The following is a 24,517-nucleotide window of genomic DNA, read 5'->3' as shown; positions in this document are numbered from 1 at the left end:
ATGATCCCTTGTTAGCCTGCCATTCAGTCGTCCCTGGCAGGCCAACCCGATGCTCGTGCGCTCACTGCTGCTGTGTGGACTGTTCGCCGTTGTCATGCCGGCGATGTCCATGACCCTCTACAAATCCATCGACGCCGACGGCGCTGTGGTCTTCAGCGACCGGTACACGCCCGGGGCGCAGGCGTTTGTGTATCAGGAGCGGGTGATTCCCAGGCCTGTATATCCGTCGCAACCCGCTTCCTATCGTTATCCCTTGCCCTGGCGTGGCGGTCCGTTCCGTCTCACCCAAGGCCCCAACGGTACCTTCAGCCACTCCGAGCTCAAAAGCCGTTATGCGATGGACATTGCCATGCCTGAAGGCACGCCAATCATCGCGGCACGTGGCGGTGTCGTACTGAAAACCGAGAACGAGCAGAGCGGGCGCGGCAGCGATCCATCGGGCAATTTCGTGCGGGTGCAGCACGATGACGGCACGCAAGGCGTGTACCTGCACCTCAAGCAAGGGTCGGTCAGCGTCAGGGAAGGGCAGCGCGTGGCGGTGGGCAGCCCGCTGGCGCTGTCGGGCAATACCGGCAACAGCAGCGGGCCGCATCTGCATTTTGTGGTGCAGCGCACGACGGCGTCGGGGCTGGTGTCGATTCCCTATGAATTCAACCAACCGGTGCAGGCGTTGCCCAATTTTGCATTGGGCACGCGATAAGGCTTTTGTAGGAGCGAGCTTGCTCGCGAAAAACCTGAGGGCGCTGCCGGGTGTCAGGATCCCAGCGTTATCGTTAACGTCCTTCGCGAGCAAGCTCGCTCCTACAGGGGGTGTGCCCTAGTCGAGCAATAGCACCTTGGCCAACACGATCTTCGGCCCTTTCATCTTCTTGATGATGATGCGCAGGCCTTCGACTTCCAGCACTTCTTCCTCTTCCGGCACTCGTTTCAGGGTGTCGTAGATCAGCCCGGCCAGGGTTTCGGCCTCGATGTGGTCCAGGTCGACGCCCAGCAGGCGCTCCACCTTGAACAGCGGCGTGTCGCCACGCACCAGCAATTTACCCGGCTGGTAAGCGAGGATGCCGCGCTCGGCCTTGCGGTGTTCGTCCTGGATGTCGCCTACCAGTACTTCCAGAACGTCTTCCATGGTCAGGTAGCCGATGACCTTGCCGTCGGCCTCTTCCACCAGGGCGAAGTGCGCGCCGCCTTTACGGAACTGCTCGAGCAGTTGCGACAGCGGCATATGGCGCGATACGCGTTCCAGCGGGCGGGTCAGCTCGGCCAGGTTGAACGACTCGGGAATGTGGTCCAGGGCCGCCAGTTCCAGCAGCAGGTCCTTGATGTGCAGCAGGCCGACGAACTCGTTGCGCACGGCGTCGTACACCGGGTAACGGCTGAACTTGTGGCGACGGAACAGCGCCAGGATTTCCTTGAGCGGTGCGTTGAAGTCCAGGGTCACCAAGTCTTCCCGGGAGTTGGCCCAGTCCACCACTTCCAGCTCGCCCATTTCCACGGCGGAGGCCAACACGCGCATGCCTTGGTCGCTCGGGTCCTGGCCGCGGCTGGAGTGCAGGATCAGTTTCAGTTCTTCACGGCTGTAATGGTGCTCGTGGTGCGGGCCAGGCTCGCCTTGGCCGGCGATGCGCAGGATGGCGTTGGCACTGGCGTTGAGCAGGTAGATCGCCGGGTACATGGCCCAGTAGAACAGGTACAGCGGCACGGCGGTCCACAGCGACAGCAACTCGGGCTTGCGAATGGCCCAGGACTTGGGCGCCAGTTCACCAACCACGATGTGCAGGTACGAGATCACGAAGAAGGCGGCAAAGAACGACACGCCCTTGATCACTTCCGGCGACTGCACACCGATCGCCCCCAGCAACGGCTCGAGGATGTGCGCGAAGGCCGGCTCACCGACCCAGCCCAGGCCCAGGGAGGCGAGGGTGATACCCAACTGGCAGGCCGACAGATAGGCGTCGAGCTGGCTGTGTACGGTGCGTAGGATCTGCCCGCGCCAGCCGTTCTTGTGGGCGATGGCCTCGACCCGGGTCGAGCGCAGTTTGACCATGGCAAATTCCGCCGCAACGAAAAAGCCGTTGAGCAGTACCAGGATCAGTGCAAAAAGAATCATGCCGAAGTCGGCGAAGAGTGTCGCGAGGGTGATGCCAGGGGAAGGGTCCATGATGGGGTTTTGCGGGTTCCGTCTAATCGAAAAGGGTGAGCAGGTGGGCCTGAAAGGCAGGCGCAAGTCCGCCAATGTAGCGGCTGACGGGGCGCTTGCCTAGTGGCGGCTGCCGGGCGGAGGGTCACTCGTCCTGATGAAGGACCCGGGAATGTGTCACCTGGGCCGGCGGGAAATGGCAGGTAAAGGTACTGCCGTGGCCGAGCACGCTACTGATTTCCAGCCGCGCGCGATGGCGCAGCAGCACATGTTTGACGATGGCCAGGCCGAGCCCGGTGCCGCCGGTGTTGGAGTTGCGGCTGGAGTCGACGCGGTAGAAACGCTCGGTAAGGCGCGGCAAATGCTTGGCGTCGATGCCCATCCCGGAGTCCTGCACGCTGAGGTGTGCGCCCTGGTCGTCGGCCCACCAGCGGATGCGGATGTTGCCTTTGTCCTGGGTGTATTTGACGGCGTTGAACACCAGGTTGGAAAACGCGCTGCGCAACTCGCCCTCGCTGCCCTTGAGCAGTATCGATGGGTCGGCTTCAAGGGTGATCTGCTGTTCACGCTGCCCGGACAATGCCTGGGCGTCGCTCTTGATCGTCTGCAACAGGCTTTGCACCGGCACCGGATGGTTGTCCGAGGGGTAATCGGTGGCTTCCAGCTTGGCCAGCAACAGCAGGTCGTTAAGCAGGGTTTGCATGCGCGAGCCTTGCTGCTGCATCTGTTGCAGGGCACGGGTCCAGCGCGGGTTCACGTCTTCGACGTTATCGAGCAGCGTCTCCAGATAACCGCAGATCACTGTCAGCGGTGTGCGCAGTTCGTGGGAGACGTTGGCGACGAAGTCCTTGCGCATCTGTTCCAGCTGATGGATGCGTGTGACATCACGCACCAGCATCAAGTGTTCGTTATTGCCGTAGCGCGTCAGGTACAGCTGGATACGCACGCGGTCGTTGGTCGGTGACGGGATTTCCAGGGCTTCTTCGTAGTTGTCCTGCTCGAAATACTCCTTGAAACGCGGGTGGCGCACCAGGTTGGTTACCGGCTGGCCGCTGTCCTGGGGCGTCTTGAGACCCAGCAGGGTCTCTGCGGCGCGGTTCCACCATTCCAGGTTGCCGTCGCTGTCGAGCATGATCACCGCGTCTTTCAGTGCGGCGGTGGACTCCTGCACCCGGTCGATCACCGCTTGCAGGCGCCCGCGTACACGCTGGTCGCGGCGTTGCAGGTGGTAGATGCTGTCGAACACCTCGCCCCACAGGCCGTAGCCGTCGGGTGGTGCTTCGTCGGGTTTGTGCTGGCGCAGCCATTCGTGCAGGCGCAGCAGTTGCTTGAGGGTCCAGCCCAGGTAAAGGCCCAGGCCGACGGCCAGGCTCCAGCCGTAATAGCCGCTGACCAGGCCCACCAGCAGGCAGCCGGTGATCAACAGGAGCATGTGGCGGATCAGGGTGCCATGCCAGTTTTGGTTCACTTAAACACGCGTCCTTTCAGCTGTCTGGGCAGTTCGGGCTGGCTCAGCCTTTGGTGGAAAACCGGTAGCCGGTGCCGCGCACGGTTTGTACCAGATTCTCGTAAGCGTCGCCCAAGGCTTTGCGCAGGCGGCGGATATGCACGTCGACGGTGCGCTCCTCCACATACACGTTGCCGCCCCAGACCTGGTCCAGCAGTTGGCCGCGGGTGTAGGCGCGCTCCTGGTGGGTCATGAAGAATTGCAGCAGGCGGTATTCGGTGGGGCCCATCTCGGCGGGTTTGCCGTCGATGGTTACGCGGTGGCTGATCGGGTCAAGGATCAGGCCGTCGACTTCGATAGGCGCTTCACCATCGGTGGGGCCGGCACGGCGCAGAACGGCTTTCAGACGGGCGACCAGTTCCCGTGGGGAAAAGGGCTTGGTGATGTAGTCATCGGCGCCGACTTCCAGGCCCTGGATCTTGTTGTCCTCTTCGCCCTTGGCGGTGAGCATGATGATCGGGATATCCCCGGTCAGCTCGTCACGCTTGAGGCGGCGGGCCAGTTCGATGCCGGAGGTGCCGGGCAGCATCCAGTCCAGCAGGATCAGGTCCGGCTTGCGGTCGACGATAATGGCATGGGCCTGCTGGGAGTTCTCCGCCTCCAGGCAGTCATAGCCGGCCATTTCCAACGCAACGGCGATCATCTCGCGAATGGGCGCTTCGTCGTCAACGATCAGAATGCTCCTGCCAACCATGCTAAATCCTCTTGTCATTTAACTGTCTTGCGCCGCATTAGATAACGGAATTATTGCAGTCGTGTGACAGTAATTTAGTCGCTTGGGCAATCCTTGCCTCTCTGGACTACGCTTTGGGTCCGAATCCTGACAACCACAAAAGGAAGGTTCCCATGACTCACAGTACTTTTTCCTGGAAAGCCCTGCTGGTAACGGCCGCGTTAACGCTGCCGACACTGGCGTTTGCGGCAGACCCGGCGATGACCAAGGACGGGATGCTGGTGGACCACAACGGCATGACCCTCTACACCTTTGCCAAGGACGCTGATGGCAAATCCATGTGCAACGACAAGTGCGCCACCAACTGGCCGCCGTTGATGGCAGAATCCACCGACAAGCCCATGGGCAAGTGGACCGTGATCACCCGTGACGACCAGAAAAGCCAGTGGGCCTACAGCGGCAAGCCGCTCTACACCTTCATCATGGACAAGAAGGCCGGTGACATGACCGGCGAAGGCAAAATGGACGGGGCGTGGAAGGTCGCCAAGCCTTGATGTGAGCCGGATAAGGGTGAGGGGCTTGGCCTCTCACCGAAATCCGTAGTCCGCGACAATCCCGACAAAAATCGCCAACCCGGCCCAGTGGTTGTGCAAAAACGCCTTGAAGCATTTGAGCCGGTCCTTGTCCCGGGTGTACCAGAACTCCCAGGCAAAACACCCGGCCGCCGCCAGCAAGCCCAGGTGGAACCAGCCGCCCAACTCAAAACGCATCCCCGCCAGCCACAGGCACACCAGTGCCAGGCCCTGCAGGGTCAGGATGATCACCCGGTCGGCATCGCCGAACAGAATCGCGGTGGATTTGACCCCGATTTTCAGGTCATCGTCGCGATCGGTCATCGCGTAGTACGTGTCGTAACCCACCGTCCACAACAGGTTGGCGATGTACAACAGCCATGCCGCGGCGGGCAGGCTGCCCGTCTCGGCGGTGAACGCCATCGGCATGCCCCACGAGAACGCCGCGCCCAATACCACCTGCGGGTAATAGGTGTAGCGCTTCATGAACGGGTAGCTGGCCGCCAGCGCGAGGCCGCCCAGGGACAGCCAGATCGTCATGGAGTTGGTCAGCAACACCAGCAGGAAACTGATGACCATCAGCACCGCGAAGAACACCAGGGCCTCTTTCGAGCTGATCCTGCCGCTGACCAGCGGGCGCTGCTCGGTGCGTTTCACATGGCCGTCGACCTTGCGATCGGCCCAGTCATTGATGACGCAACCGCCGGCCCGGGTGAGTACCACGCCGAGCACGAAGATCAGGATATTGAGCAGCGATGGCGAACCCTTGCCGGCTATCCACAGCGCCCACAGCGTGGGCCATAGCAGCAGGTAAATGCCGATGGGCTTGTCCATGCGGGTCAACTGGATGAAGTCCCAGGCCCTTGGGTTCAGGTGATTCAGGGATTTGAGCAGGCGCTGGTACATCAGAAACGCTCCGGATGGTCGTGCACGGCTTGCCACAGGGTGGGCAGGAAGATCTCGGCCACCAGCACGCTCAGCGGCCCGCGGTCGAAGCGCGAGCGGCGTGCCCACAGGTGATCGGCCTGGTCCGCCGGGGGCAGCCATTCCCGTGGGTAGCGGCGTACCTCGATGGCCTGGCGCGTGAAGGCGTGGTCACAAAACAGCAATTCCCCGAGAGACCGGCTGCCCAACTCATCCATGTGCAAGCCGTCGCCCTGCAAGGCGCTGCGGGCCGCCACGCTGCGGGCAAACACCCACGGCTGGCCATGGCCACGCAAATACACCTCGCGCACCCAGCCGATGCTGGCGGCGGGCAAGTCCAGGGTGGCGCATTCGTCGTCTCGCAGTGGCTGCCAGCCTTCGAACAACGGCGTCACGCTGAAGCCATCGTCGGACAGGCGCGTCAGGCGCCGGGTCAGCGAACCTTCATCGAACAGCCAGTTGAGTGTCAGCGGCGCGGGCAGTGGGCTCAGAAGGCTCTGGGTCAGCCATCGGCAAGCATCGGGAAGGGCGTTTGAATGCGGCACGGAGGGTCATTATTGGCAGTTAATGAGGCGGCGAGCTTACCATGGTGCCCTGGACTTTTGCCGGAGTGCGCCAGGCCCATGCGTCGATCATGCTTGCATCTGCGCCTGCTGATCAGTACAAAACGCCCTGAGCCGCACGGCAAGGTTGCATCTATCGACCGTCGGCCAACGCGCCTGGACCTGAGGAAACAAGTAATGAAGAAGTGGCAATGTGTCGTCTGTGGCCTGATCTACGACGAGAAAGACGGATGGCCGGATGACGGCATCGCGCCGGGCACCCTGTGGCAGGACGTCCCCGAAGACTGGCTGTGCCCGGACTGCGGCGTGGGCAAAATGGATTTCGAAATGATCGAAATCGGCTGATTGCTGATTTAAATCGCAATTCAAGAAACGTACTACAAGGAGAAAGGAATGAACGCACCTGTCGTGATCGTCGGCACGGGGTTGGCCGGTTACAACCTGGCTCGGGAGTTTCGCAAGCTCGATAGCGAAACCCCGCTGTTGCTGATCACCGCAGATGACGGGCGCTCCTACTCCAAGCCCATGCTCTCCACCGGTTTTGGCAAGAACAAGGAAGCCGATGGCCTGAGCATGGCTGAACCGGGCGCCATGGCCGAGCAACTGAAGGCCGAAGTGCGTACCCACACCCGCATCAGCGGCATCGACCCGGGCCACAAGCGCTTGTGGATCGGTGAGGAAGCGGTGGCCTATCGCGACCTGATCCTGGCCTGGGGCGCAGAAACCGTGCGGGTGCCGGTACAGGGCGACGCCGCCGAGCTGATTTTCCCGATCAACGACCTCGAAGACTACGCACGCTTTCGTGCCGCTGCGGCCGGAAAACGCCGGGTGCTGTTGCTGGGGGCCGGGCTGATCGGCTGCGAGTTCGCCAACGACCTGATCCTCGGCGGCTACGAGATCGACCTGGTGGCGCCGTGCGAGCAAGTCATGCCGACCCTGCTGCACCCGGCCGCCGCCGCAGCGGTGCAGGCCGGTCTGGAAGGCCTGGGGGCGCGTTTCCACCTGGGCCCGGTGCTCAATCGCCTGCAGCGCACCGCTGACGGCCTGGAAGCCCACTTGTCTGATGGCGAAGTGATCCAGTGCGACCTGGTGGTATCTGCCATCGGCCTGCGCCCGCGTGTCGACCTGGCCGCCGCCGCCGGGTTGCAGATCAACCGCGGGATCATGGTCGACCGCCACCTCAAGACCTCCCACGCCAACATCTACGCCCTGGGCGACTGCGCCGAGGTCGATGGCCTGAACCTGCTGTACGTGATGCCCCTGATGAGCTGCGCCCGCGCCCTGGCCCAGACCCTGGCGGGTAACGCGACGGCCGTCAGCTACGGCCCTATGCCCGTCACGGTAAAAACCCCGATCTGCCCGCTGGTCGTCTCGCCACCGCCACGGGGCACCGAAGGCGTGTGGAGCGTCGAAGGGCAGGGCGGCGACATCAAGGCCCTGTGCCGCGACGCCAGCGGGCGCCTGCTGGGGTACGCCCTGACCGGCACGGCCGTGATGGAAAAACTGGCCCTCAACAAAGAACTTCCGCCGCTGCTGGCGTAAATGCTGGTCGTTCTGTCGGAATAAGCATCATTTTGACCGTAGAAAGGTCGCCGTGAGACTGGCGCAGGCCCCGATGGCATGCCATCCTCACTCCCGTCTGCCGCAGAGTAGAGCCTGCGGCGCCTTGGGCGCTGCTCCGATAGAGAGCAGCACGGACATAACAACAAAAAACCGTCAAAGAGGCTTCACTTATGCGTAAACCAGAACTCGCAGCCGCTATTGCAGAAAAAGCAGACCTGACCAAAGAACAGGCCAACCGCGTACTCAACGCCGTACTCGAAGAAATCACCGGCGCGCTGCATCGCAAGGACAGCGTCACCCTGGTAGGCTTCGGCACCTTCCTGCAGCGCCACCGCGGCGCCCGCACCGGCAAAAACCCGCAAACCGGCGAGCCGGTGAAAATCAAGGCGAGCAACACCGTTGCGTTCAAGCCAGGCAAGTCGCTTAAAGACAGCGTCAATCCGTAAGTAAAGAAGCCTGCGCTACGCACATGCGAGTGTGAACGCGGGATGAAAAATGGGCACGCCGACTGGGTCGGGTGCCCATTTTTTGTTGGGGGCTGGTACGTATGCCAGATTAAGCCAGTTCGCCTAAACGCGTTTTTAGAGCGTCGACTTGCTCTTCCACTGCCTTGATGACATCAGCACTGCCTCCCCACATATCAAGAAACCCCCAGTCTTCATTGGTTGGGTCAATCATTTGGGTCAGTATTGAAATCGCGTGCTGGATCAGGGGCTTCAGTTCTGCCAAATGCTCCGCTGGCCATATATAGGGGTTGCCCAGGGTTTGTAATAGATAACAGGCAGCCCTAAAGGCGTCATAACGTTCTTCAGTGGGATCAAACTGGTTAATTTCGTTGATCAGGACTGCGAAATTCTGTTGTTTCCAAAATTCTTGAAACCAGTCGGCGGCTTCATCGTTTTCCCAAGGATTGTAATTCCAGGTGCCCATTTTTTACTTCTCAGAAAACTTTTCCGCCGGTGACCGGCACGGATTTATTTAATTTACCTGATGATGATTGGCCTAAATAAATCTGCCCATTTTATAGTTCTCAGGCCTAGTGCTCACCCTATAAGGATTGCACTTTATAATACTATGGGGATGTACGAAATAATTTTGTCGGCGATGAACTCAGCAGTCCAGTCATGTTGGAAGATATAGTCGACAGCATCCGGATCTAAAACACTATTTGCCAATAAGTCTATGTTCGCACTTGCCTCTTCTTCAGTTCCTTCGTTGTGCTGGATTTTCAATATAAGCTTTATTAATTCGTGGCGAGACATAGGCAACTCCTAATAAGTGATTTTCTCTGCCTAGTACATCCAATTGAGTTTATAGGCGTAGGAGGGCAGATGGGTGTGCGGTAATTAAACGGCCGCCCCCTCAAAGCTGTTTTTTATTAATTATTAAAAAGTCAGCTCAAAAACGACGTTCCCCAATCGATTTTTTACCTTGTAATTATTTTCGTGGAGTTCTGCGCTCTTGAAAAAATCACTTCGATCAATGAAAGTTGGAACTTCGTGCATCCAGGTTTTGTTTTTTGTTGGACCCTGCACGTTGCAATACCAGCTTTCTCCGACTTCTGCGTTCAAGAGCCTGAAAATAGCAATTTTGTGCTTTTTGTCTTTGCTGTTTTTTGCAAGCTTTTTAATCGAAGTCTCCAGCTGAAAGTGTGTTTCTAAGACGCTGTCAGCAGTAGAGTTTATGACCTCAACAGTCGCCTCGTTGATTCCTTTTTTCGTAGCGATATCAATGAGTGCATTTCGTAATGTCTCTAAAAGTTTTTTGTCTTGGTTGAGACGATCTAGGGATAAAAAAAGTTTAAAGTCGAAGTCTTCTATAAATATGTTTGTCACGCCCAACACATTGTCAAACACGTCTTCGTCGCCGCAGGGGCCTAAAGAAACGACGATTTTACTACTGCCGTTGATGTTCACCTTGGGCAACAGTGTCATGAATATCTGCGTGATGTGGTGGCCCAGATGGCGAATACAGATACTCTCATTCAGAGCGGCTGCGTCACTTTCTTGTAGGATGAGTATACTCAGATACATTGCATTGTTCGCTTCGAAAAACTAACGGTTAACGGGTGTGACATACTGGTGAAGGGCTGATTTATTTAATTTATCTTATGGCTGTAAGTCTAAATAACCCCGTCCATTTGTATCGGCTCCCTTTATGCCAATTAATTTTGAGGAGAAATAATTTTGCTTATGTCGGCTCCTCTGAATTTCAATGACTTTATTGCGCTTTTAATCTCAAGTGCCGTTTCGATGCCGAGAATAATGGAAGGACTTTTTTCCTTTCCGCTACCGAAGCTAATACTTGTGAAAAACATTCCGTGCTCAAGAGGTTTTCCAGTTTCCTGATAGAATGTCGGGAGAGGGGCCACACAGTCAAAATACTGATGACAGGTACCGCAGAGGTTTTCCTGCTGTTGAGCGCTGTAGCTGATAACGTGCTTGGGTCGGATGAGAAATAGTTGTTTTTTTTCATTGATCAATGAAAAATCAACGTTCAGATCTAAACTGTCAATGTATTCCTTGAAGCGCAGTGATGCGATGAACCTCCGATCATAAGTTACGCCAATATCAGTTTTGTTTGGTGTTCTAAGTTCTGCGGGTTGGTAGCTAGGATCAATGCAGCAACCACAGCTCTTGCAAAATATGTTTTCAGGTGCCTCCTCAAAAAAGTAGGCATGATTATTGATGGCACTTAAGTCGTAGGCGATGGTCAAAAATCTAGTCATTACTTTAGTCCCGGATGTTGTGTGAAGAAGTCGACAACAGCATCTTTGTATTGTGCCCATTTTCCTTTGTAGAAGTCAGCAAGCGCCTGGAGCCTTTCAGTTCTGGTGAAGTTTGCTTGAGTTTTTGCACCGCTGTTGCCCCGTTGTGGCCGCATATGTACAGGGCTTCCATTGACGACTTTGGGTAATAGGGACGGATTTATTTAATTTATCTGACGGCCTTTTATCTAAATAAATCTGCCCCCTTTATTGTTCTTTGTTCCACTTTGATTGCTTGTCAGAACGTTATCTGTTTCAGGTGTCTGTGCGAAGGCGTACGTGAGATACCTGACCTCGCTTTTTTGTACGGTCTAGACCAGTACTTCCACTGTGGTTTCACCTTCAAGGGTTTGAACGGCCGTGCGATATATATCAGTCCACGTATCCCCTGCCGGCCTTTTGAGGCGATGTTTTGCGCCAAACACGTAAACGGTGTCACCAAGAGAGATTTTTTCTTTAATGTGCTGTGCTGAAGGTGAAACTGAAAACTGGTGTAAAAACACCATAGGTTGGCCCTGATGGTACAACCAAGCCGGCTCTCCTACCCATGCCGGGCGCTCCTTCAAACACAGGAATTCATTTTCAAGTCGTTCTGCCAGCCATTTCTTTTTATTCTTCGGCGCGCCTTGCTCAACATATTCATCGTAAAGCAGCCGGGCGAAATCCTCCGCTCCGTCAGCCTCCATCGAGGCGGATTTCTTCTCAGCAACAGCCATCGCCGCGCCCCAGAAAACGTGAAAATCAGTCAACTCACTCATGTCTGCTCCTTCAAGGCGTGACTTACCATTGCCCTGTGGTTTTCACAACTCTCACCAAGTCCCAGCCGGTATGGCGAAATTTATCCATTGATTCGTGCCCCCAAGGGGTAGCTTTAGTCAGGTTCCACTCCCCGTGAGCAACGTTTGATCGAGATCGCTGAGGAATGTACTGATGATTCAGCTCCATCGGCACATCGATGACTTTGGTTTTGCCAACACGCCCGAGTCGCCTGTTCCTCGCACTGTCACGATAACGAACTTCAACTCTCATCCTGGGCGCTTTACCTTCCGACATCCGCGCTAGGTTTCTAGAGGAATATTTGCCGGGTGGCGCCTTGGCTGCAGCACTTTTCCAGACGCCTTTCCTTGCGGTGCTCCAACATTTCCAGCCCCAGGGGTCGACCCAGGCCAATGGGTTCGGGGCATATTGATATAGATTGACGCCCCCCGCCAATCCAATAGGATCTGGCGTGGTAAACCGTCCCACGTCCGGGTCATAAAACCTGTAGGTATTGAAATGAAGCCCAGTTTCCCGGTCCAGGTACTGTCCCTGAAACCGAAGATTCTGATCTTCGATGTACGAGGCCTCGCGTACTTCCTCCATGGCAGTGCCCCACACTCGAAAGCTTGCCCGCCAGAGGGGGTGCCCATCGGTTTCGGTTAGCTGCTCCGGCATGCCGTTGAGGTCATTGTGATAGTGACGGACTTTTTGCTGTGGGCCGGAGCCATCTATGCGAGCAAGCGGCATGTAACCTTCGTCTTCATAGACATAGAGGCTGGTCTGACTGTGTTTGTATTCTTGCAGCAGCCGCAATCCATCCCAAATGAAGCGCGTTATGCCCAATGCGTACCCGACGCTGTCGTGTTCAGTCTTCTCGATGCGACGGCCCAGAGGGTCGTAGGCCATTTTGACCACGTTGCCATTTTCATTGCGTACTTCAACTAATCGGCTTTCAGCATCGTAGGCGAAACGCTGCACGCCACGAACAGAGCTGCGCTTTTCGATCATTCGACCAAAAGCATCGTATTTATAGCGTTTGTCTTGGTAGGTGAGCAGCCTGTTATGCCTTACCAAGCCACCCTGTTGTGGGCCGTCAAGCAGGTTGGCTGCCGCGTCATAAGCAAAGGTTTCGGTCTGTCCTACTTGGTGGCTGACGAGAATACGTTCGGTACTGTCGTAACCCAACTGCTCTTGACGATCATGAACACGGTCAACACGCCGACGCCCGATCAGGTTATCGCTGGGATCGTAGCTGTAGTCAGTCTCAACCAATGGCGGCAACTGCCACGGTTGGTCAATACTGCGGCGCTGGCGCGAGCGAACCCTTCCACTGCGGTCATACGCGGTGTTCGTCCTGAGTTGGCCTTGAGTGCGCTGCACTTCGCGATGCAAACGATCACGCTCGAAGTCGCTGATGACCTTCCCATCGAGATTCAACTGATGCAGGTGACCGCTGCCGTAGTAGAGGCGGTTCAGCCATCGACCGTCGGGCAACTGGGTCTGAATCAGGTTCCCCAATTCGTCGTAGTGATGCTGCAAGGAGCCCGCTGTGCCTTGCTCCTGCAGCAGTTGCCCCAGCGCGTCGTAGCTGAAACCCAGTCGCTGCTGCTGACCGTCAAGCGCGGTGAATGTGACGCCGACCAGTTGGTCGTTCAGGTCATGTTCGTAAACGGTGGTGCCGTCGGCGGTGACTTTGCTGACCAGGCGTCCAACCGGATCTCGCTGAAACTGGTGTGACAATGGCGCTACCGGTTCGCCTTCTGTCCCCGGCAGGAAGTCCACGGCGACGACATCATCCAGCGGATCATAGGTGTAGCAGCGCTGACTCTGGTCGAGGTCTTGCTGCCGCACCATGCGGTCGCATGCATCCCACTCAAAGCGATAGCTTTCGCCGTTCTCATTGGACAGCCTGCGCAATCGGCCATAGGCGTCATGGTCGAACATGACCGTGCGGTTGTGCGCATCCCAGCGCTGTTTGACCAGGCCACGCAGGTCATAGGCATAGCGCGTGGTGCTGCCGGCCGGGTCGACATGGGCCGTCAGGTAACCGCTGGCGCTGCGTTGGAACTGTTCCACGCGGCCATCCGGGAGCTGGCATTCCAGCAATAGCCCCTGGGGACCGTACCGGTAGCGAACCGACTCACCTTCCGCATTGGTCTGCACCACCAGATTGCCAAAGGCATCGTATTGATAACGGGTGGGATAACCCGAGCAATCCACCGCTTCGACCAGTTGGCTCCATTCGTTCCAATGCAGCGTTTTGGTTTTTTCCGTGGCGTCGATGATGCGCACTGGTTGACCGAACCCGTCGTAGACGTAGCGCGTGCTATTGCCCAGCGGGTCGATTTCCTCGATGCAGTTGCCTCGCTGGTCATAGCGATAGTGCCAACTGTTGCCCGCAAGGTCGGTCTCTACTTGGGGCAACGCCCAGTGCGCGAGCCACTGCGTGCCGCTGGTTCTGGACAGTGGATCGATCACCGCGCTCAGGTTGCCGGACGCGTCATAATTGAAGCGCCACTGACCGTTTTGCGGGTCAGTCGCGCCGAGCAACTGGCGGTCTTCGCTCCACTCGAACAGCCACGTATGGCCCAGGTTGTCGACGTAGCGAGTGATCTGGTACTGCGGGTTCCAATGCCGTGTACTGACGCGCATCAGGCCATCGGTCACGCGGGTAATGCCGGCGTCGAGATCGTAGTCGAAGGTGTATTCATCGCCTGCGTCTGTCCAGTGGCGGCTCACGCGCCACTCTTCACCGTCCGGGCCGGTCACTGCACTCCATTGATAGAAGCAGCGCAGGCCACTCGGCAACTGGTGTTCGACCATTCGCCGGCCATTGTCATAAGCAAAGCGTCGAAGGGTTGTGCCTTGCACATCCAACACTTCAGCCAGGTCGCCGTTGCTGTCATAGCGGTAGCTGACGAGCACATCGCTGCGCGCATCGAAATGTTCCTGGCGCAGATAACGCCGTTCGATGTGGCTCACGCGCCGTGGGTGTTCAGCCGAGTAGCTCAGTTCGACGTGCATCAAGTCATGGGTGTCGCGCAGGCGATACAGCCGCCCCTGAGCGTCGTAGTCGAGAAAGATCCGCCCTTCATTGCGATCACCCAGCAGCTGCAGACGCATGCGCGCGCTGTTCAGCGGGTCGGGCTCGAACAGGCGATACAGGCCGTCGATGCTCTCGATCAATACCGCGCCGTCGGCACTGCGCCTGACCGCAAGGCCTTCGCCCGGGTCGAATGCTCCGCCGGACAAGGGGATGTAGCCGATCTCCAGACGGCGTCCTTGCTCATCGATGTAGAGCAGGTTTTCGTCTGCATCTATCTCGATCGAAACTTCATACGCAACGCTCCAGCCCGCGCCAAAGAGGCCGTCCTGGCGTGTGTCGAGGCTGCTGTAGAAACGCTGCCAATCTATCGGGAGCAAGCCCGGCAGCACGAAGTCCAGCTCCTCGTCCCCACCCAGGACCTTGGCCCCGGTCGCGCTGTGAACCGGATTGGGCGAGCCATTCATGGCGCTCTTGAGCGCAGAGGTGACCTTGCTGGTTGCATACGAAATGGCACCGCCCACCACCAAGCCACCGACCAGGCACGGCAGCTTGGTCCAGAAACACTTCAGGTTGCCCCGCAACGCCATCACCACCGCAATCGCCAAACCCACGCCCGGCGTCTTGCCGCTGCGAATCTCTTGCACCACGATGGTCCCGCCACCGATGCGCACATCCGGCGAGATCAGGCCCGGGGCTGTGCCGATCTTGGCGTCGCACGTGCTGCGATCTCCACTGCGCGCCGCAGGCTGGCCATTGATGAATACCGAGCTGGACCCCTCGGCAATGAATTGCAGGGGCATGGGCGGGTGCTTGTTGCACGCCACGGTGTCCAGCGGGCAAGGCTCGGTGCCGGGGGCGGGGGAGGCGACGGTCGGGCGCCACATCTGTGAGAAAAACTCCCCGGCCATGTCCAGGAAGCTGGGGGCTGGCGGTTCGCTGGGTGCGACCGGAACCGCAGTCATCTTGCCTGCGGCGCGGGCAGCTTTTTTGCCATTGATGAAGACGTTGTCCGAACCGCTGGTGATGAAGGCATCAATCACCGGCGGGAACACCCAGTTGGCGGCGGACTCGCACCAACTGGATATTTTCAGGTCAGCCCCTGTGAGCCCTGCGGTGATCCCAACGACTGCCCCCACTACCAAGACCAATGCAACGCCGCCTGTGGCGATGGTCGCACCGGTCGCGAGGAAAACCGCCCCTGCAACGGCCAGGCAGCCCACGGTAGTGAGTGCGGCATAGGCGGCCACTTCCAGCACGCCGCCGAGAATATCGGCCATCACCGAGGTGTGCAGCAGTGCGTCGCCTTCGCGGGCAGCCCAGAGGTCTTCACTCATTGTTCAGACTCTGCTCAGGGGGTGACGGCAAAGTTGAGCGTGTTCTTGAGCGTTGCCCAATGTGCCGCCTCGGCAGGTCCCAGGGGCTGGGTCTTGACGTAGCTCAAGGCGATCAGGTTGCGTGTGCCGGGTATCTGCATTGCCAACTGATATTGGTAAATATTGTCGCTGCCTTTGTTGAAACGGTTCTGCACTTCAAAGGCGTCGATGTCCTGCGCCGGCCCCACCTTGATGGCTTGCGCCGGCGAATAACGAAGGTCCTTGACCTGCTGTTCGAGCTTTTTCAGCTGGCCCTCGAAGTTGTTTTGCAAGGTCTCGCCATCTGCCAACGGGCTGCGACTCACCACCAGGGTGGTGCCCAGCTTGGCGAACTTGAGGATATTGATTGAGGTGTCCTGTACCTCTGCATCGGGCAGGGTGAATTGGGCTTCGTTGATCAGGTAATTCATCGTGGAGAAATCTCGTTATTGACCGGCGCCGGGCTTGCCGGGAAATTTTGATTCGACGGCGGACTTGATCGTGCTTTGCACGCCTTGGGCGCCGGGCACCGTGCCCTTGTCGCTGCCAAGGTTGATATCCAGTTTGCCCTTCGTCTGGATTTTGCTGCTGCCGGTGGAAAACAGGTTGAACGAGCCACAGGTCAGGTTGATGTCTCCGCCAGCCTTGAGCTCAATCACACTGTCGCCGCACACCAGGCGAATACTGTCGCCAGCCTCGACGGTGTAGGTCGTGGCGGCGCTGTCGGACTTGGCCCCGCCCACAATCACGGTGTCGTTGTTGCGCACGACCCGCAGGCGGTTTGAGCCAATCGTCACCGTCTCGTTATGCCCAATACTCTTGTTCCGGTCATGCCCCACCGAATGGCTTTCATCCACCTCCACCACGATGTCCTGATTACGCTCGGCATGGATGTACAGCTGCTCCAACCCCTTCTTGTCCTCCATGCGGATTTCATTGAAGTTGGCCGGTGTGCCGCCTTTGCTGGAGCGGCTTTTCATCCCGCTTTGGGTGGCGTTTTCCGGCAAGTCGTAAGGCACGGTCTGCTCGGCGTTGTACACCCGGCCGGTGATGATCGGCCGGTCGGGATCGCCTTCCAGGAAGCTCACAATCACTTCCTGGCCGATCCGTGGAATCTGCATCGAGCCCCAGTTTTTTCCGGCCCAGGACTGCGATACGCGAATCCAGCACGAGCTGTTTTCGTTGGACTGGTCGTGGCGGTCCCAATAGAAATGCACCTTGACCCGGCCATATTGGTCGGTCCAGATTTCTTCGCCTTTGGGCCCCACCACCAGCGCGGTCTGCGGGCCTTTGACGATGGGCCGGTAGGTGTTGGCCAGCGGGCGGAAACTCTGTTGCGCGTCGATGCAGGTAAGGGTGCTTTCGAACTGCGCCGAAGGCGCGCCACCGCCGCTTTCGAGGCTTTCCTGGGAGATGTAGTAGCGGGCGCCGACGATCAGGTATTCGCGGTTCTGGTCGCGGCGACTGAAGCCGGTGAGGCTGAACAGGTGGCCGGAACCAAGGCCCCGGGCGTTGCCGCTGAACTCCACTTGTTCGTGCAGGGTTTGCAGGGCTTCGATGCGGGTGCGGGCGTAGTGTTCGCCGTCTTCGCTTTTGACGTAGGTGCCGGGGTAGTCGTACAGCGGGTAGTCGCCGGCGGTGTGCGGGCGCGGCATGGCCGAGCGCACGTCGATGCTCGCGCTGGGGCGCTGGAAGTCGTAGTCGTTGAGCTCAAGGGAGCCGGGCTGTACTTCCTGTGCCAGGTGCCAGTTGTGCATATGGTCGCGTTCGCGCTGCTGCTCGTCCTTGGGGTAGTAAGGCACCGAGGCGTAGCCGGGCACGTTGGCGTGGGCACCGTAGGCATCGGCCAGCACCAGCACGTGGCGGTCCTGCTCGTGGCGGAAGAAGTAGTAGATGCCTTCCTGTTCCATCAGGCGGCTGACGAAATCGAAGCTGGTCTCGCGGTACTGCACGCAGTATTCCCACTCGCGGTACGGCCGGCTCAGGGCGTCTTCGAAGTCGGAAAAGCCCAGGTCGCGAAACACCTGCTTGATGATCTGCGGGATGCTCAGGTTCTGGAAAATCCGGCAGTCGGAGGTGCGGCTCAGCAGCCACAACCACGGGCGCAAAGTCACTTGATAGCTGGCGAACTGGCCCTGGTCGATGTTCTGGCTGCAGCGGGCGACGATGCCGTGGAAGTGCCGCTCGCCACCGTCCGCCAGTTGCAGGTTCAGGCTCATGGGCTTGCCCAGCAACTGGTTGAGGTCGATGTTGGCGTCCAGCGAGGTCAGCTGCAGTTCGAAATTGAACAGCCGACCCAGCTCTTCGCCGCCACCCATTTCATTGAGCAGCAGCACATCCGGCCCCAGGGGGCTGGTGATCTTGGCCAGGCGTGAGGCTTGGTTGAATAACATCGGTTAACCCGTAAATAGCGTAATAACTGTAGGAACCGGCTCCAACTGTGGGAGCGGGCTTGCTCGCGAACGCGGTGAATCAGTCACCGGATGCATCAACTGATACGCCGTCTTCGCGAGCAAGCCCGCTCCCACAGTTTTGATCGCATTCCGTCAGGTCAATCGTTGAAGTCGTAGTGCAATTCGTTATCCCGTGTGCTGATCCGCACGCCCGCCAGCGCCTTGCCTTCGAGCATGCGGGTGAGGAATTCGCGGCTCATGTCCGGCAGCAGGCTGTTGGTGAGGATGGTGTCGATCATCCGCCCGCCGCTTTCGGTTTCGGTGCAGCGGGACACGATCAGGTCGACCACGTCGTCGTCGTAATCGAAGGCGACTTTGTGGGTGTTCTCCACGCGCTTCTTGATGCGGTTGAGTTGCAGGCGGGTGATCGCTTTCAGCATCTCGTCGCTCAGCGGGTAGTACGGAATGGTCACCAAGCGGCCGAGCAGCGCCGGCGGGAAAATCTCCAGCAGCGGCTGGCGCAGGGCCTTGGCGATTTCCTCGGGCTCGGGGATGTTCGCCGGGTCTTTGCAGACCTGGGAAATCAGCTCGGTACCGGCGTTGGTGGTCAGCAGGATCAAGGTGTTCTTGAAGTCGATCACCCGGCCTTCGCCGTCTTCCATTACGCCCTTGTCGAACACCTGGAAGAAGATTTCATGCACGTCCGGGTGGGCTTTTTCCACCTCGTCCAGCAGCACCACGCTGTAGGGTTTGCGCCGCACGGCTTCGGTCAGCACGCCACCTTCGCCATAGCCGATGTAGCCCGGTGGCGCACCCTTGAGGGTGGACACGGTATGGGCTTCCTGGAACTCGCTCATGTTGATGGTGATCACGTTCTGCTCACCGCCGTACATGGCTTCGGCCAGGGCCAGGGCGGTTTCGGTCTTGCCCACGCCGGAGGTGCCGGCGAGCATGAACACGCCAATCGGCTTGCTCGGGTTGTCGAGGCCGGCGCGGGAGGTCTGGATGCGCTTGGCGATCATCTGCAAGGCGTGGTCCTGGCCGATGATGCGTTTCTTCAGGTGCTGGTCGAGGTTGAGCACCGTCTCCAGTTCGTTGCGGGCCATGCGGCCCACCGGGATGCCGGTCCAGTCGGCGACCACCGAGGCCACCGCTTGGTAGTCCACGGTCGGCAGGATCAGCGGGGTTTCGCCTTGCAGGGTGCTGAGGCGTTGTTGCAGGTCTACCAATTGGGCACGCAATTGATCATCGCCGCTGTCCACGACACCGGATTTTTCGCGCAACGTCGCACGGGTGGCGAGCAACTCATCCACCAGGGTTTTCTCTTCGGCCCAACGGCTTTCCAGGGTGGCCAGGCGCTCGCGTTCGGTGCTCAGCAGCGCTTCGCTGTTGGTCTGGCGCGCACCGATGGCGATGCCGATCGCGTGCTCGCGGGCGATGATTTGCAGCTCGGTTTCCAGTGCCTCGATACGGCGGCGGCTGTCGTCGACTTCTGCCGGCACCGCGTGCAGGCTGATGGCGACGCGGGCGCAGGCGGTGTCCAGCAGGCTCACGGATTTGTCCGGCAATTGACGCGCCGGAATGTAGCGGTGGGACAGCTTCACCGAAGCTTCCAAGGCTTCATCGAGAATCTGCACCTGATGGTGTTTTTCCATGGTCGAGGCCACGCCGCGCATCATCAGCAACGCCTTGTCTTCCGACGGCTCGGCCACTTGCACCACCTGGAAACGGCGGGTCAGGGCCGGGTCTTTTTCGATGTGCTTCTTGTACTCGGCCCAGGTGGTGGCGGCCACGGTACGCAAGGTGCCGCGGGCCAGGGCAGGCTTGAGCAGGTTGGCCGCGTCACCGGTCCCGGCGGCGCCACCGGCACCTACCAGGGTGTGGGCTTCGTCGATAAACAGGATGATCGGTTTCGGCGAAGCCTGGACGTCTTCGATGACCTGGCGCAGGCGTTGTTCGAACTCGCCTTTCATGCCCGCGCCGGCTTGCAGTAGGCCGACATCGAGGCTGCGCAGTTCCACATCTTTCAGCGCGGGTGGTACGTCGCCGGCGACGATGCGCAGGGCGAAGCCTTCGACCACGGCGGTCTTGCCGACGCCGGCTTCACCGGTAAGGATCGGGTTGTTCTGGCGGCGACGCATGAGGATGTCCACCAGTTGGCGGATCTCTTCGTCACGCCCGACGATCGGGTCGAGCTTGCCGCTGCGGGCCTGTTCGGTCAGGTCGACGGTGAAGCGCTTGAGGGCTTCCTGCTTGCCCATCGCGCTCGGGGCCATGGCGCCGCTGGCCTCGCCCGGTACAGCACCGGCATTGAAACCGTCGCTGGCACTCAGTGCATTTTCGGGCGAGTCGCCGACGTATTCATCAAAGCGTTCGCTCAGGGCTTCGGCCTTGATCTTGTCGAACTCACCGGACAAGCCCAACAGCGCATGGCGCAGGCTCGGCGTCTTGAGAATTCCCAGCACCAGGTAACCGGTGCGTACCTGGCTTTCACCAAACATCAGGCTGCCGTAGACCCAGCCACGCTCGACCGCTTCTTCCACATGGGACGACAAGTCAGTGATCGACGTCGAGCCACGGGGCAGGCGGTCCAGGGCTTCGGTCAGGTCGCGGGCCAGACGCGCCGGCTGGACATTGAACTGTCGAATGATGCGGTGCAGGTCAGAGTCCTGCAGTTGCAGCAACTGGTGAAACCAGTGGGCCAGTTCCACGTACGGGTTGCCCCGCAGCTTGCAGAACACGGTGGCGGCTTCGATGGCCTTGTAGGCCACGCTGTTGAGTTTGCCGAACAGTGCGGCGCGACTGATTTCACCCATGCTCTGGATTCCTTGAGGTGTTGGCGTGTTCGGCGTAATGCCGGGCCAGGATTAGGTCGTTGGCGTCATGCTCGGGTTGGCCGAGCCAGGTGTTGAAGCCCAGGCGGAACTGGCCGTTGAGTTGCAGGGCCGGCACTTCCGGTTGGTGCAGAACCAGGTTCAGGTCCCAGTCCAGTTCGTGGCCCAGGTACTCGGCGACCCACGCCACCAGCTCGTTGAACGGCTGGCTGCCGGGCAGCATGCCCATGTAGTCATCGAGCTTCAGCGGGCCCAGGCGAATGCGGAATTTATGCTGGCGGTCCCATACGTGGCTGCCGAGGCAAAAGTCCACGCCCAGCTGGTTGGCGCTGACACTCACGCGGCTGCGTTCGGGCAGCTCCAGCCATTGGCCGACGTACTCTTCGATCTCCACCGGCAGGCCGAAGTACTCGCCGAGAATCGCCTTCAGGCCGTCCGGATAGCGGGTTTGTGCCGACAGGTGGCCGCTGTAATGCAGCTTCGCCGTGTCGGGGATCAGGCCCTGGTTGAGCAGGCTCGGGGTGCCGCGACCGCTCAATGCGGCGAGGCGCGCCGACCAGTAGTCATCGTCCGGGCGGTCATGGCTGACGGTCGGCCGTGCCTCGGCCCAGGCACGATAAAACAGGGTCAGCAGGCGATGGTGGAACACATCCAGGAAGCGCTTGCTGGTGCTGTCGGCGTTGTTGCGTTGGCGCTCACGCACGTACTCGGTGATGTGCAGCGGCAGCGGGCCGTTGGGGCCGCCGAGGCCGAAGAAGAACTGCTCCAGCCGTGCCGGCTGGCCTTCGGCCCCAGGTTCGACCGAGGCCAGTGTGGCCGGCGCAAAGGTGCAATCGGCCTGCTGCCCGAGACGCAGCGGGTCATCCGCCAGGCGCAGGGAGTGCCCCAGGCGTGGCAGGTCCGGCGATTCGCACTCGATGCGCCGCAGCGCCTGGAAGAAGTCATATTCCCAGGGCTCCTGATGCATCGCATCCAGGGTACTCACAGGGTCGGACGGCGTCCGGGCTTGGCTTTCCATCGCATGATCTCGCCGCGTTCGGTGGTACGGATCACCGTCTCGGTAAAACTGTTGATCGACACATAGCGTGCCAGGAACCGTTCAAACACCGCACCGAGCAGGAACACGCCGGTGCCGCGGAACGCGTTTTCATCAAATTCCAGAGTGATCTCAAGGCCGCGGCCAAACACGATCGGGCCGGGCATCGGCAGGCGCCGGGTCACCGCCTTGCTGCTGACTTCCCGCAGGCCTTCGATCTGCAATTGCAGGGCGGCGTCGTTGCTGTCGCCATACAGGCGCAGCAGTTCACGCAGCGCGGCGGCGCCCTGGCCTTGCTCGCTCAGCGACAGGTAGTTCAACGACAACTGGCTGATCAGGCGCCAGGCCTTGGCGTCATGGGCATGGCTGGCGCGCGGGCGGCTTGGCCCGGCGACGCAGCGCACGGCCAATACCGGCGCACTGTCGGCCAGGGTGAAGTCGGTCTTGCCGTTGCCCACGCTCATGAACAGGGGCAAGTCGCGGTTAGTGCACAGTGCGGTCACGCCCAGTTGGCGCAGGTCATGGCGGTACGGGGCTTGCTGGGTGTCCACCAGGCTGACGAAGGTTTCGCTGCCCACATAGGTGGAGCGCGGCCCGTTGCGGCGCTGGTCGCTGGACAACACGCGGGGTTCGCGACGCACTGTGTAGTAAGCCTGGTCACGGCCATAGCGCGATGGATCGCGTACTGCGTAGAACGGCAAAAACGGTTGCTCGGGCCCGGTGCCGTGGCCCGTGATGCCGCTCAAGGAGTGAATCTCGAAATCCATCGGCCGCGTACGGTCGGCGATCACATGGTGTTCGTTGACCCGCTCGGACAAGTGAATCCGGTCCACGCGCTTGGGAAACAGGTTGATTGCCGGGGTGCAGAAAGGCACGAACTGCGCCTTGCCGACGCTGCCTTCCAGGCTCGGATCGTGGCGGTCGAACAGCACGATCAGTTCCAGCTCCTGGCCGTCACAGCGTTTGACTGCACGGCTCAGTTCAGCGAATTCGACGAACAGAAAACGGTGGGGCAGGGCGAAGTATTCCTGGAGCAAGCGATAGCCCTGGAACGCCCGCGGCACCACCGGCATCGCCGCATCGGCGTCATCGAAACCCCGGGAGCGCAAGGCATCCGGCGGCAGGCGTTCAACCCAGTCACCGCCGGGCTTGCGCGCGAACACCGCGCAGGCATTGCCCAGCAGTTGTTCGTAGAGGCGGAACGGTTGTTCGTCGGCACCGCTGAGGTACAGCGGCAAATTATCCAGCGCGAGGCTGTTGAACGGCAGCTCGGCGCCGGTACGCAAGGTCAGGCGCAGGCCGGCCTTGGCCTTGGGTTCGCTGGCAGCCAAACGCCCGAGCACGGCGGACGGGTTGCCGAAGTACTCGGCCTGGGCGACCTGCAACGGCCACAGCGTCACCGGGTGCGCGGTGCGGTACTCGCAGCAGGTCTGGGTTTCGCGGCCCAAGGCGGCGCGCAGGACGGTGTCGCGGGGCAGTGGAAAACCACTGGCCAGGGAGCCTTCATCGGGATCGGCCTGCAACTGCACCACGGTCATCGACGGGGTCGGCGCCAGGTAGTGCGGGTAGGCGATCTCCAGCAGGTTGTTGGTGAAGGTCGGGTACTCGGCGTCGAGCTTGAGCTGGACCCGGGCCGTGAGATACGCAAAGCCTTCGAGCAAGCGTTCGACGTACGGGTCGGCGCAGTCCATGCCGGACAGGGTCAGCCGACTGGCAATCTTCGGGTATTCCTTGGCGAACTCGGCGGCGCTTTCGCGCACGTGGTGCAGTTCCTGGTTATACAGCTCCAGCAAGCGCGGGTTCATGGGCGTCTCCGCTGGTCGGCGTTGACCACACGTACATGGCCGGACTCCAGGTCCAGGTCGGTTTGCAGCAACAGGCGCAACGGCACCGGCTGCGCCCACAGGTCGCCTTCGATCTCGAAACTCAGGGCGTTGTGGTTCATCTCACCGTGGCCGACGCGTGCCTTGACCCGCAAGGTGTGGCGCAGGATGCGCGGCTCGAAGGTGGCGATGGCTTGTCGGATCAAGGCTTCCAGGGCGCTGATGTCGACACTGGAGACACTGTTGCCCGCCAGCGCCGGCAGCCCGTAATTGACCACCGATGTACCGGCAGGCGTGTGCAGCGTGGCATCGGCGTTGAGCAGTGAAGTGGTGTTGAGCAGCCACGTCAGGTCACGCAGCACCGAGGCTTTCAATTGGCTCAGGGACAGCACGCGTTTGTCGGCGCTTTCCTTGGGATTGGTCGGGTCATCGTCGGTCAACCGGTCCAGCAGGGACGGTTGCAGGCGATCGCGGGAAGCAATTTCAGTTACCACCAAAGCAGCTCCACGGACGGGTTGCGAGAGGAACAGGGGGCTTGCAGCCGCCACTTGGGGTGGCGGCTACAGGG

Annotated in this window: 22 protein-coding genes and 1 pseudogene; 5 read left to right on the top strand and 18 right to left on the bottom strand. The window is 59.7% G+C overall.

Going from position 1 to position 24,517, the window contains the following annotated elements:
- Nucleotides 1-49 precede the first annotated feature (49 nt).
- Nucleotides 50-700: a peptidoglycan DD-metalloendopeptidase family protein gene (locus V6607_RS32335; RefSeq protein WP_134327543.1), complete on the top strand. Its 651-nt coding sequence runs from the start codon at nt 50-52 to the stop codon at nt 698-700.
- 6 nt (nt 701-706) lie between these two features.
- On the opposite strand, the pseudogene V6607_RS32330 reads toward V6607_RS32335, so the two are convergent.
- The 4 genes and pseudogenes from V6607_RS32330 to phoB form a co-directional block, all read right to left on the bottom strand.
- Nucleotides 707-793: pseudogene (locus V6607_RS32330) on the bottom strand (outer membrane lipoprotein carrier protein LolA); the annotation flags it as partial.
- Nucleotides 794-817: 24 nt separating this feature from the next.
- On the bottom strand, nt 818-2,158 hold the full coding sequence (locus V6607_RS32325) for a hemolysin family protein (RefSeq protein ID WP_003213385.1): 1,341 nt from the start codon (nt 2,156-2,158) through the stop codon (nt 818-820).
- Nucleotides 2,159-2,282: 124 nt separating this feature from the next.
- Complete coding sequence (gene phoR / locus V6607_RS32320; protein WP_003213382.1) at nt 2,283-3,605, bottom strand: phosphate regulon sensor histidine kinase PhoR; 1,323 nt, start codon at nt 3,603-3,605, stop codon at nt 2,283-2,285.
- A 43-nt stretch (nt 3,606-3,648) separates the two neighbouring features.
- Nucleotides 3,649-4,338 carry a phosphate regulon transcriptional regulator PhoB gene (gene phoB / locus V6607_RS32315; RefSeq protein ID WP_003195617.1) on the bottom strand — a complete coding sequence of 230 codons (690 nt, stop codon included), beginning with the start codon at nt 4,336-4,338 and terminating at the stop codon, nt 3,649-3,651.
- 152 nt (nt 4,339-4,490) lie between these two features.
- On the opposite strand from phoB, the gene V6607_RS32310 reads away from it, so the two are divergent.
- A complete protein-coding gene (locus V6607_RS32310; protein WP_003213380.1) occupies nt 4,491-4,871 on the top strand; it encodes a hypothetical protein in 381 nt (126 codons plus the stop codon).
- A gap of 33 nt (nt 4,872-4,904) precedes the next feature.
- Here V6607_RS32310 and ubiA read toward each other — a convergent pair whose 3' ends face one another.
- Nucleotides 4,905-5,795 carry a 4-hydroxybenzoate octaprenyltransferase gene (gene ubiA, locus V6607_RS32305; protein ID WP_003213378.1) on the bottom strand — a complete coding sequence of 297 codons (891 nt, stop codon included), beginning with the start codon at nt 5,793-5,795 and terminating at the stop codon, nt 4,905-4,907.
- Nucleotides 5,795-6,358, bottom strand: coding sequence for a chorismate lyase (locus V6607_RS32300; protein WP_008439472.1), 564 nt, complete (start codon nt 6,356-6,358; stop codon nt 5,795-5,797). The genes ubiA and V6607_RS32300 overlap by 1 nt, the downstream gene beginning before the upstream one ends.
- Before the next feature lie 195 nt (nt 6,359-6,553).
- On the opposite strand from V6607_RS32300, the gene V6607_RS32295 reads away from it, so the two are divergent.
- The 3 genes from V6607_RS32295 to V6607_RS32285 all read left to right on the top strand — a co-directional run bounded on the left by V6607_RS32295 (nt 6,554) and on the right by V6607_RS32285 (nt 8,385).
- Nucleotides 6,554-6,721, top strand: coding sequence for a rubredoxin (locus V6607_RS32295; RefSeq protein WP_003213373.1), 168 nt, complete (start codon nt 6,554-6,556; stop codon nt 6,719-6,721).
- Nucleotides 6,722-6,769: 48 nt separating this feature from the next.
- Nucleotides 6,770-7,918, top strand: a complete 1,149-nt coding sequence (locus V6607_RS32290) for an FAD-dependent oxidoreductase (protein WP_003213371.1) — start codon at nt 6,770-6,772, stop codon at nt 7,916-7,918.
- Nucleotides 7,919-8,109: 191 nt separating this feature from the next.
- Complete coding sequence (locus V6607_RS32285) at nt 8,110-8,385, top strand: HU family DNA-binding protein (protein ID WP_003213368.1); 276 nt, start codon at nt 8,110-8,112, stop codon at nt 8,383-8,385.
- A gap of 109 nt (nt 8,386-8,494) precedes the next feature.
- On the opposite strand, the gene V6607_RS32280 is transcribed toward V6607_RS32285, so the two are convergent.
- The 12 genes from V6607_RS32280 to tssE form a co-directional block, all read right to left on the bottom strand.
- Nucleotides 8,495-8,869 (bottom strand): DUF4259 domain-containing protein, encoded by a 375-nt coding sequence (locus tag V6607_RS32280; protein WP_134327542.1) that lies wholly within the window; start codon nt 8,867-8,869, stop codon nt 8,495-8,497.
- A gap of 134 nt (nt 8,870-9,003) precedes the next feature.
- Entirely contained in the window at nt 9,004-9,201 is a 198-nt protein-coding gene (locus V6607_RS32275; RefSeq protein WP_017476743.1) for a hypothetical protein, read from the bottom strand.
- A 123-nt stretch (nt 9,202-9,324) separates the two neighbouring features.
- Nucleotides 9,325-9,873 carry a hypothetical protein gene (locus tag V6607_RS32270; protein WP_256662381.1) on the bottom strand — a complete coding sequence of 183 codons (549 nt, stop codon included), beginning with the start codon at nt 9,871-9,873 and terminating at the stop codon, nt 9,325-9,327.
- A 230-nt stretch (nt 9,874-10,103) separates the two neighbouring features.
- Complete coding sequence (locus tag V6607_RS32265) at nt 10,104-10,667, bottom strand: hypothetical protein (protein ID WP_338742782.1); 564 nt, start codon at nt 10,665-10,667, stop codon at nt 10,104-10,106.
- 350 nt (nt 10,668-11,017) lie between these two features.
- Nucleotides 11,018-11,464: a hypothetical protein gene (locus V6607_RS32260; RefSeq protein ID WP_134327540.1), complete on the bottom strand. Its 447-nt coding sequence runs from the start codon at nt 11,462-11,464 to the stop codon at nt 11,018-11,020.
- A gap of 22 nt (nt 11,465-11,486) precedes the next feature.
- Nucleotides 11,487-15,845, bottom strand: a complete 4,359-nt coding sequence (locus V6607_RS32255; protein ID WP_134327539.1) for an RHS repeat-associated core domain-containing protein — start codon at nt 15,843-15,845, stop codon at nt 11,487-11,489.
- Between the two features lie 14 nt (nt 15,846-15,859).
- Entirely contained in the window at nt 15,860-16,294 is a 435-nt protein-coding gene (locus V6607_RS32250) for a DcrB-related protein (protein WP_017476738.1), read from the bottom strand.
- Nucleotides 16,295-16,309: 15 nt separating this feature from the next.
- Complete coding sequence (locus V6607_RS32245) at nt 16,310-18,256, bottom strand: type VI secretion system Vgr family protein (protein ID WP_134327538.1); 1,947 nt, start codon at nt 18,254-18,256, stop codon at nt 16,310-16,312.
- A gap of 158 nt (nt 18,257-18,414) precedes the next feature.
- Nucleotides 18,415-21,072 carry a type VI secretion system ATPase TssH gene (tssH, locus tag V6607_RS32240; RefSeq protein ID WP_134327537.1) on the bottom strand — a complete coding sequence of 886 codons (2,658 nt, stop codon included), beginning with the start codon at nt 21,070-21,072 and terminating at the stop codon, nt 18,415-18,417.
- Nucleotides 21,065-22,108, bottom strand: a complete 1,044-nt coding sequence (tssG, locus tag V6607_RS32235) for a type VI secretion system baseplate subunit TssG (RefSeq protein ID WP_134327536.1) — start codon at nt 22,106-22,108, stop codon at nt 21,065-21,067. Before tssG ends, tssH begins: the two co-directional genes overlap by 8 nt.
- Nucleotides 22,072-23,931, bottom strand: coding sequence for a type VI secretion system baseplate subunit TssF (gene tssF, locus V6607_RS32230; RefSeq protein ID WP_063033828.1), 1,860 nt, complete (start codon nt 23,929-23,931; stop codon nt 22,072-22,074). Before tssF ends, tssG begins: the two co-directional genes overlap by 37 nt.
- On the bottom strand, nt 23,928-24,443 hold the full coding sequence (gene tssE, locus V6607_RS32225) for a type VI secretion system baseplate subunit TssE (protein WP_003213348.1): 516 nt from the start codon (nt 24,441-24,443) through the stop codon (nt 23,928-23,930). The genes tssF and tssE overlap by 4 nt, the downstream gene beginning before the upstream one ends.
- Nucleotides 24,444-24,517: the final 74 nt, after the last annotated feature.

This window comes from Pseudomonas sp. KK18 (assembly GCF_037094675.1).
Lineage (GTDB): Bacteria > Pseudomonadota > Gammaproteobacteria > Pseudomonadales > Pseudomonadaceae > Aquipseudomonas.
Note: the sequence above shows the minus strand (reverse complement) of the source record. Positions and strands in the feature narration are given on the sequence as shown.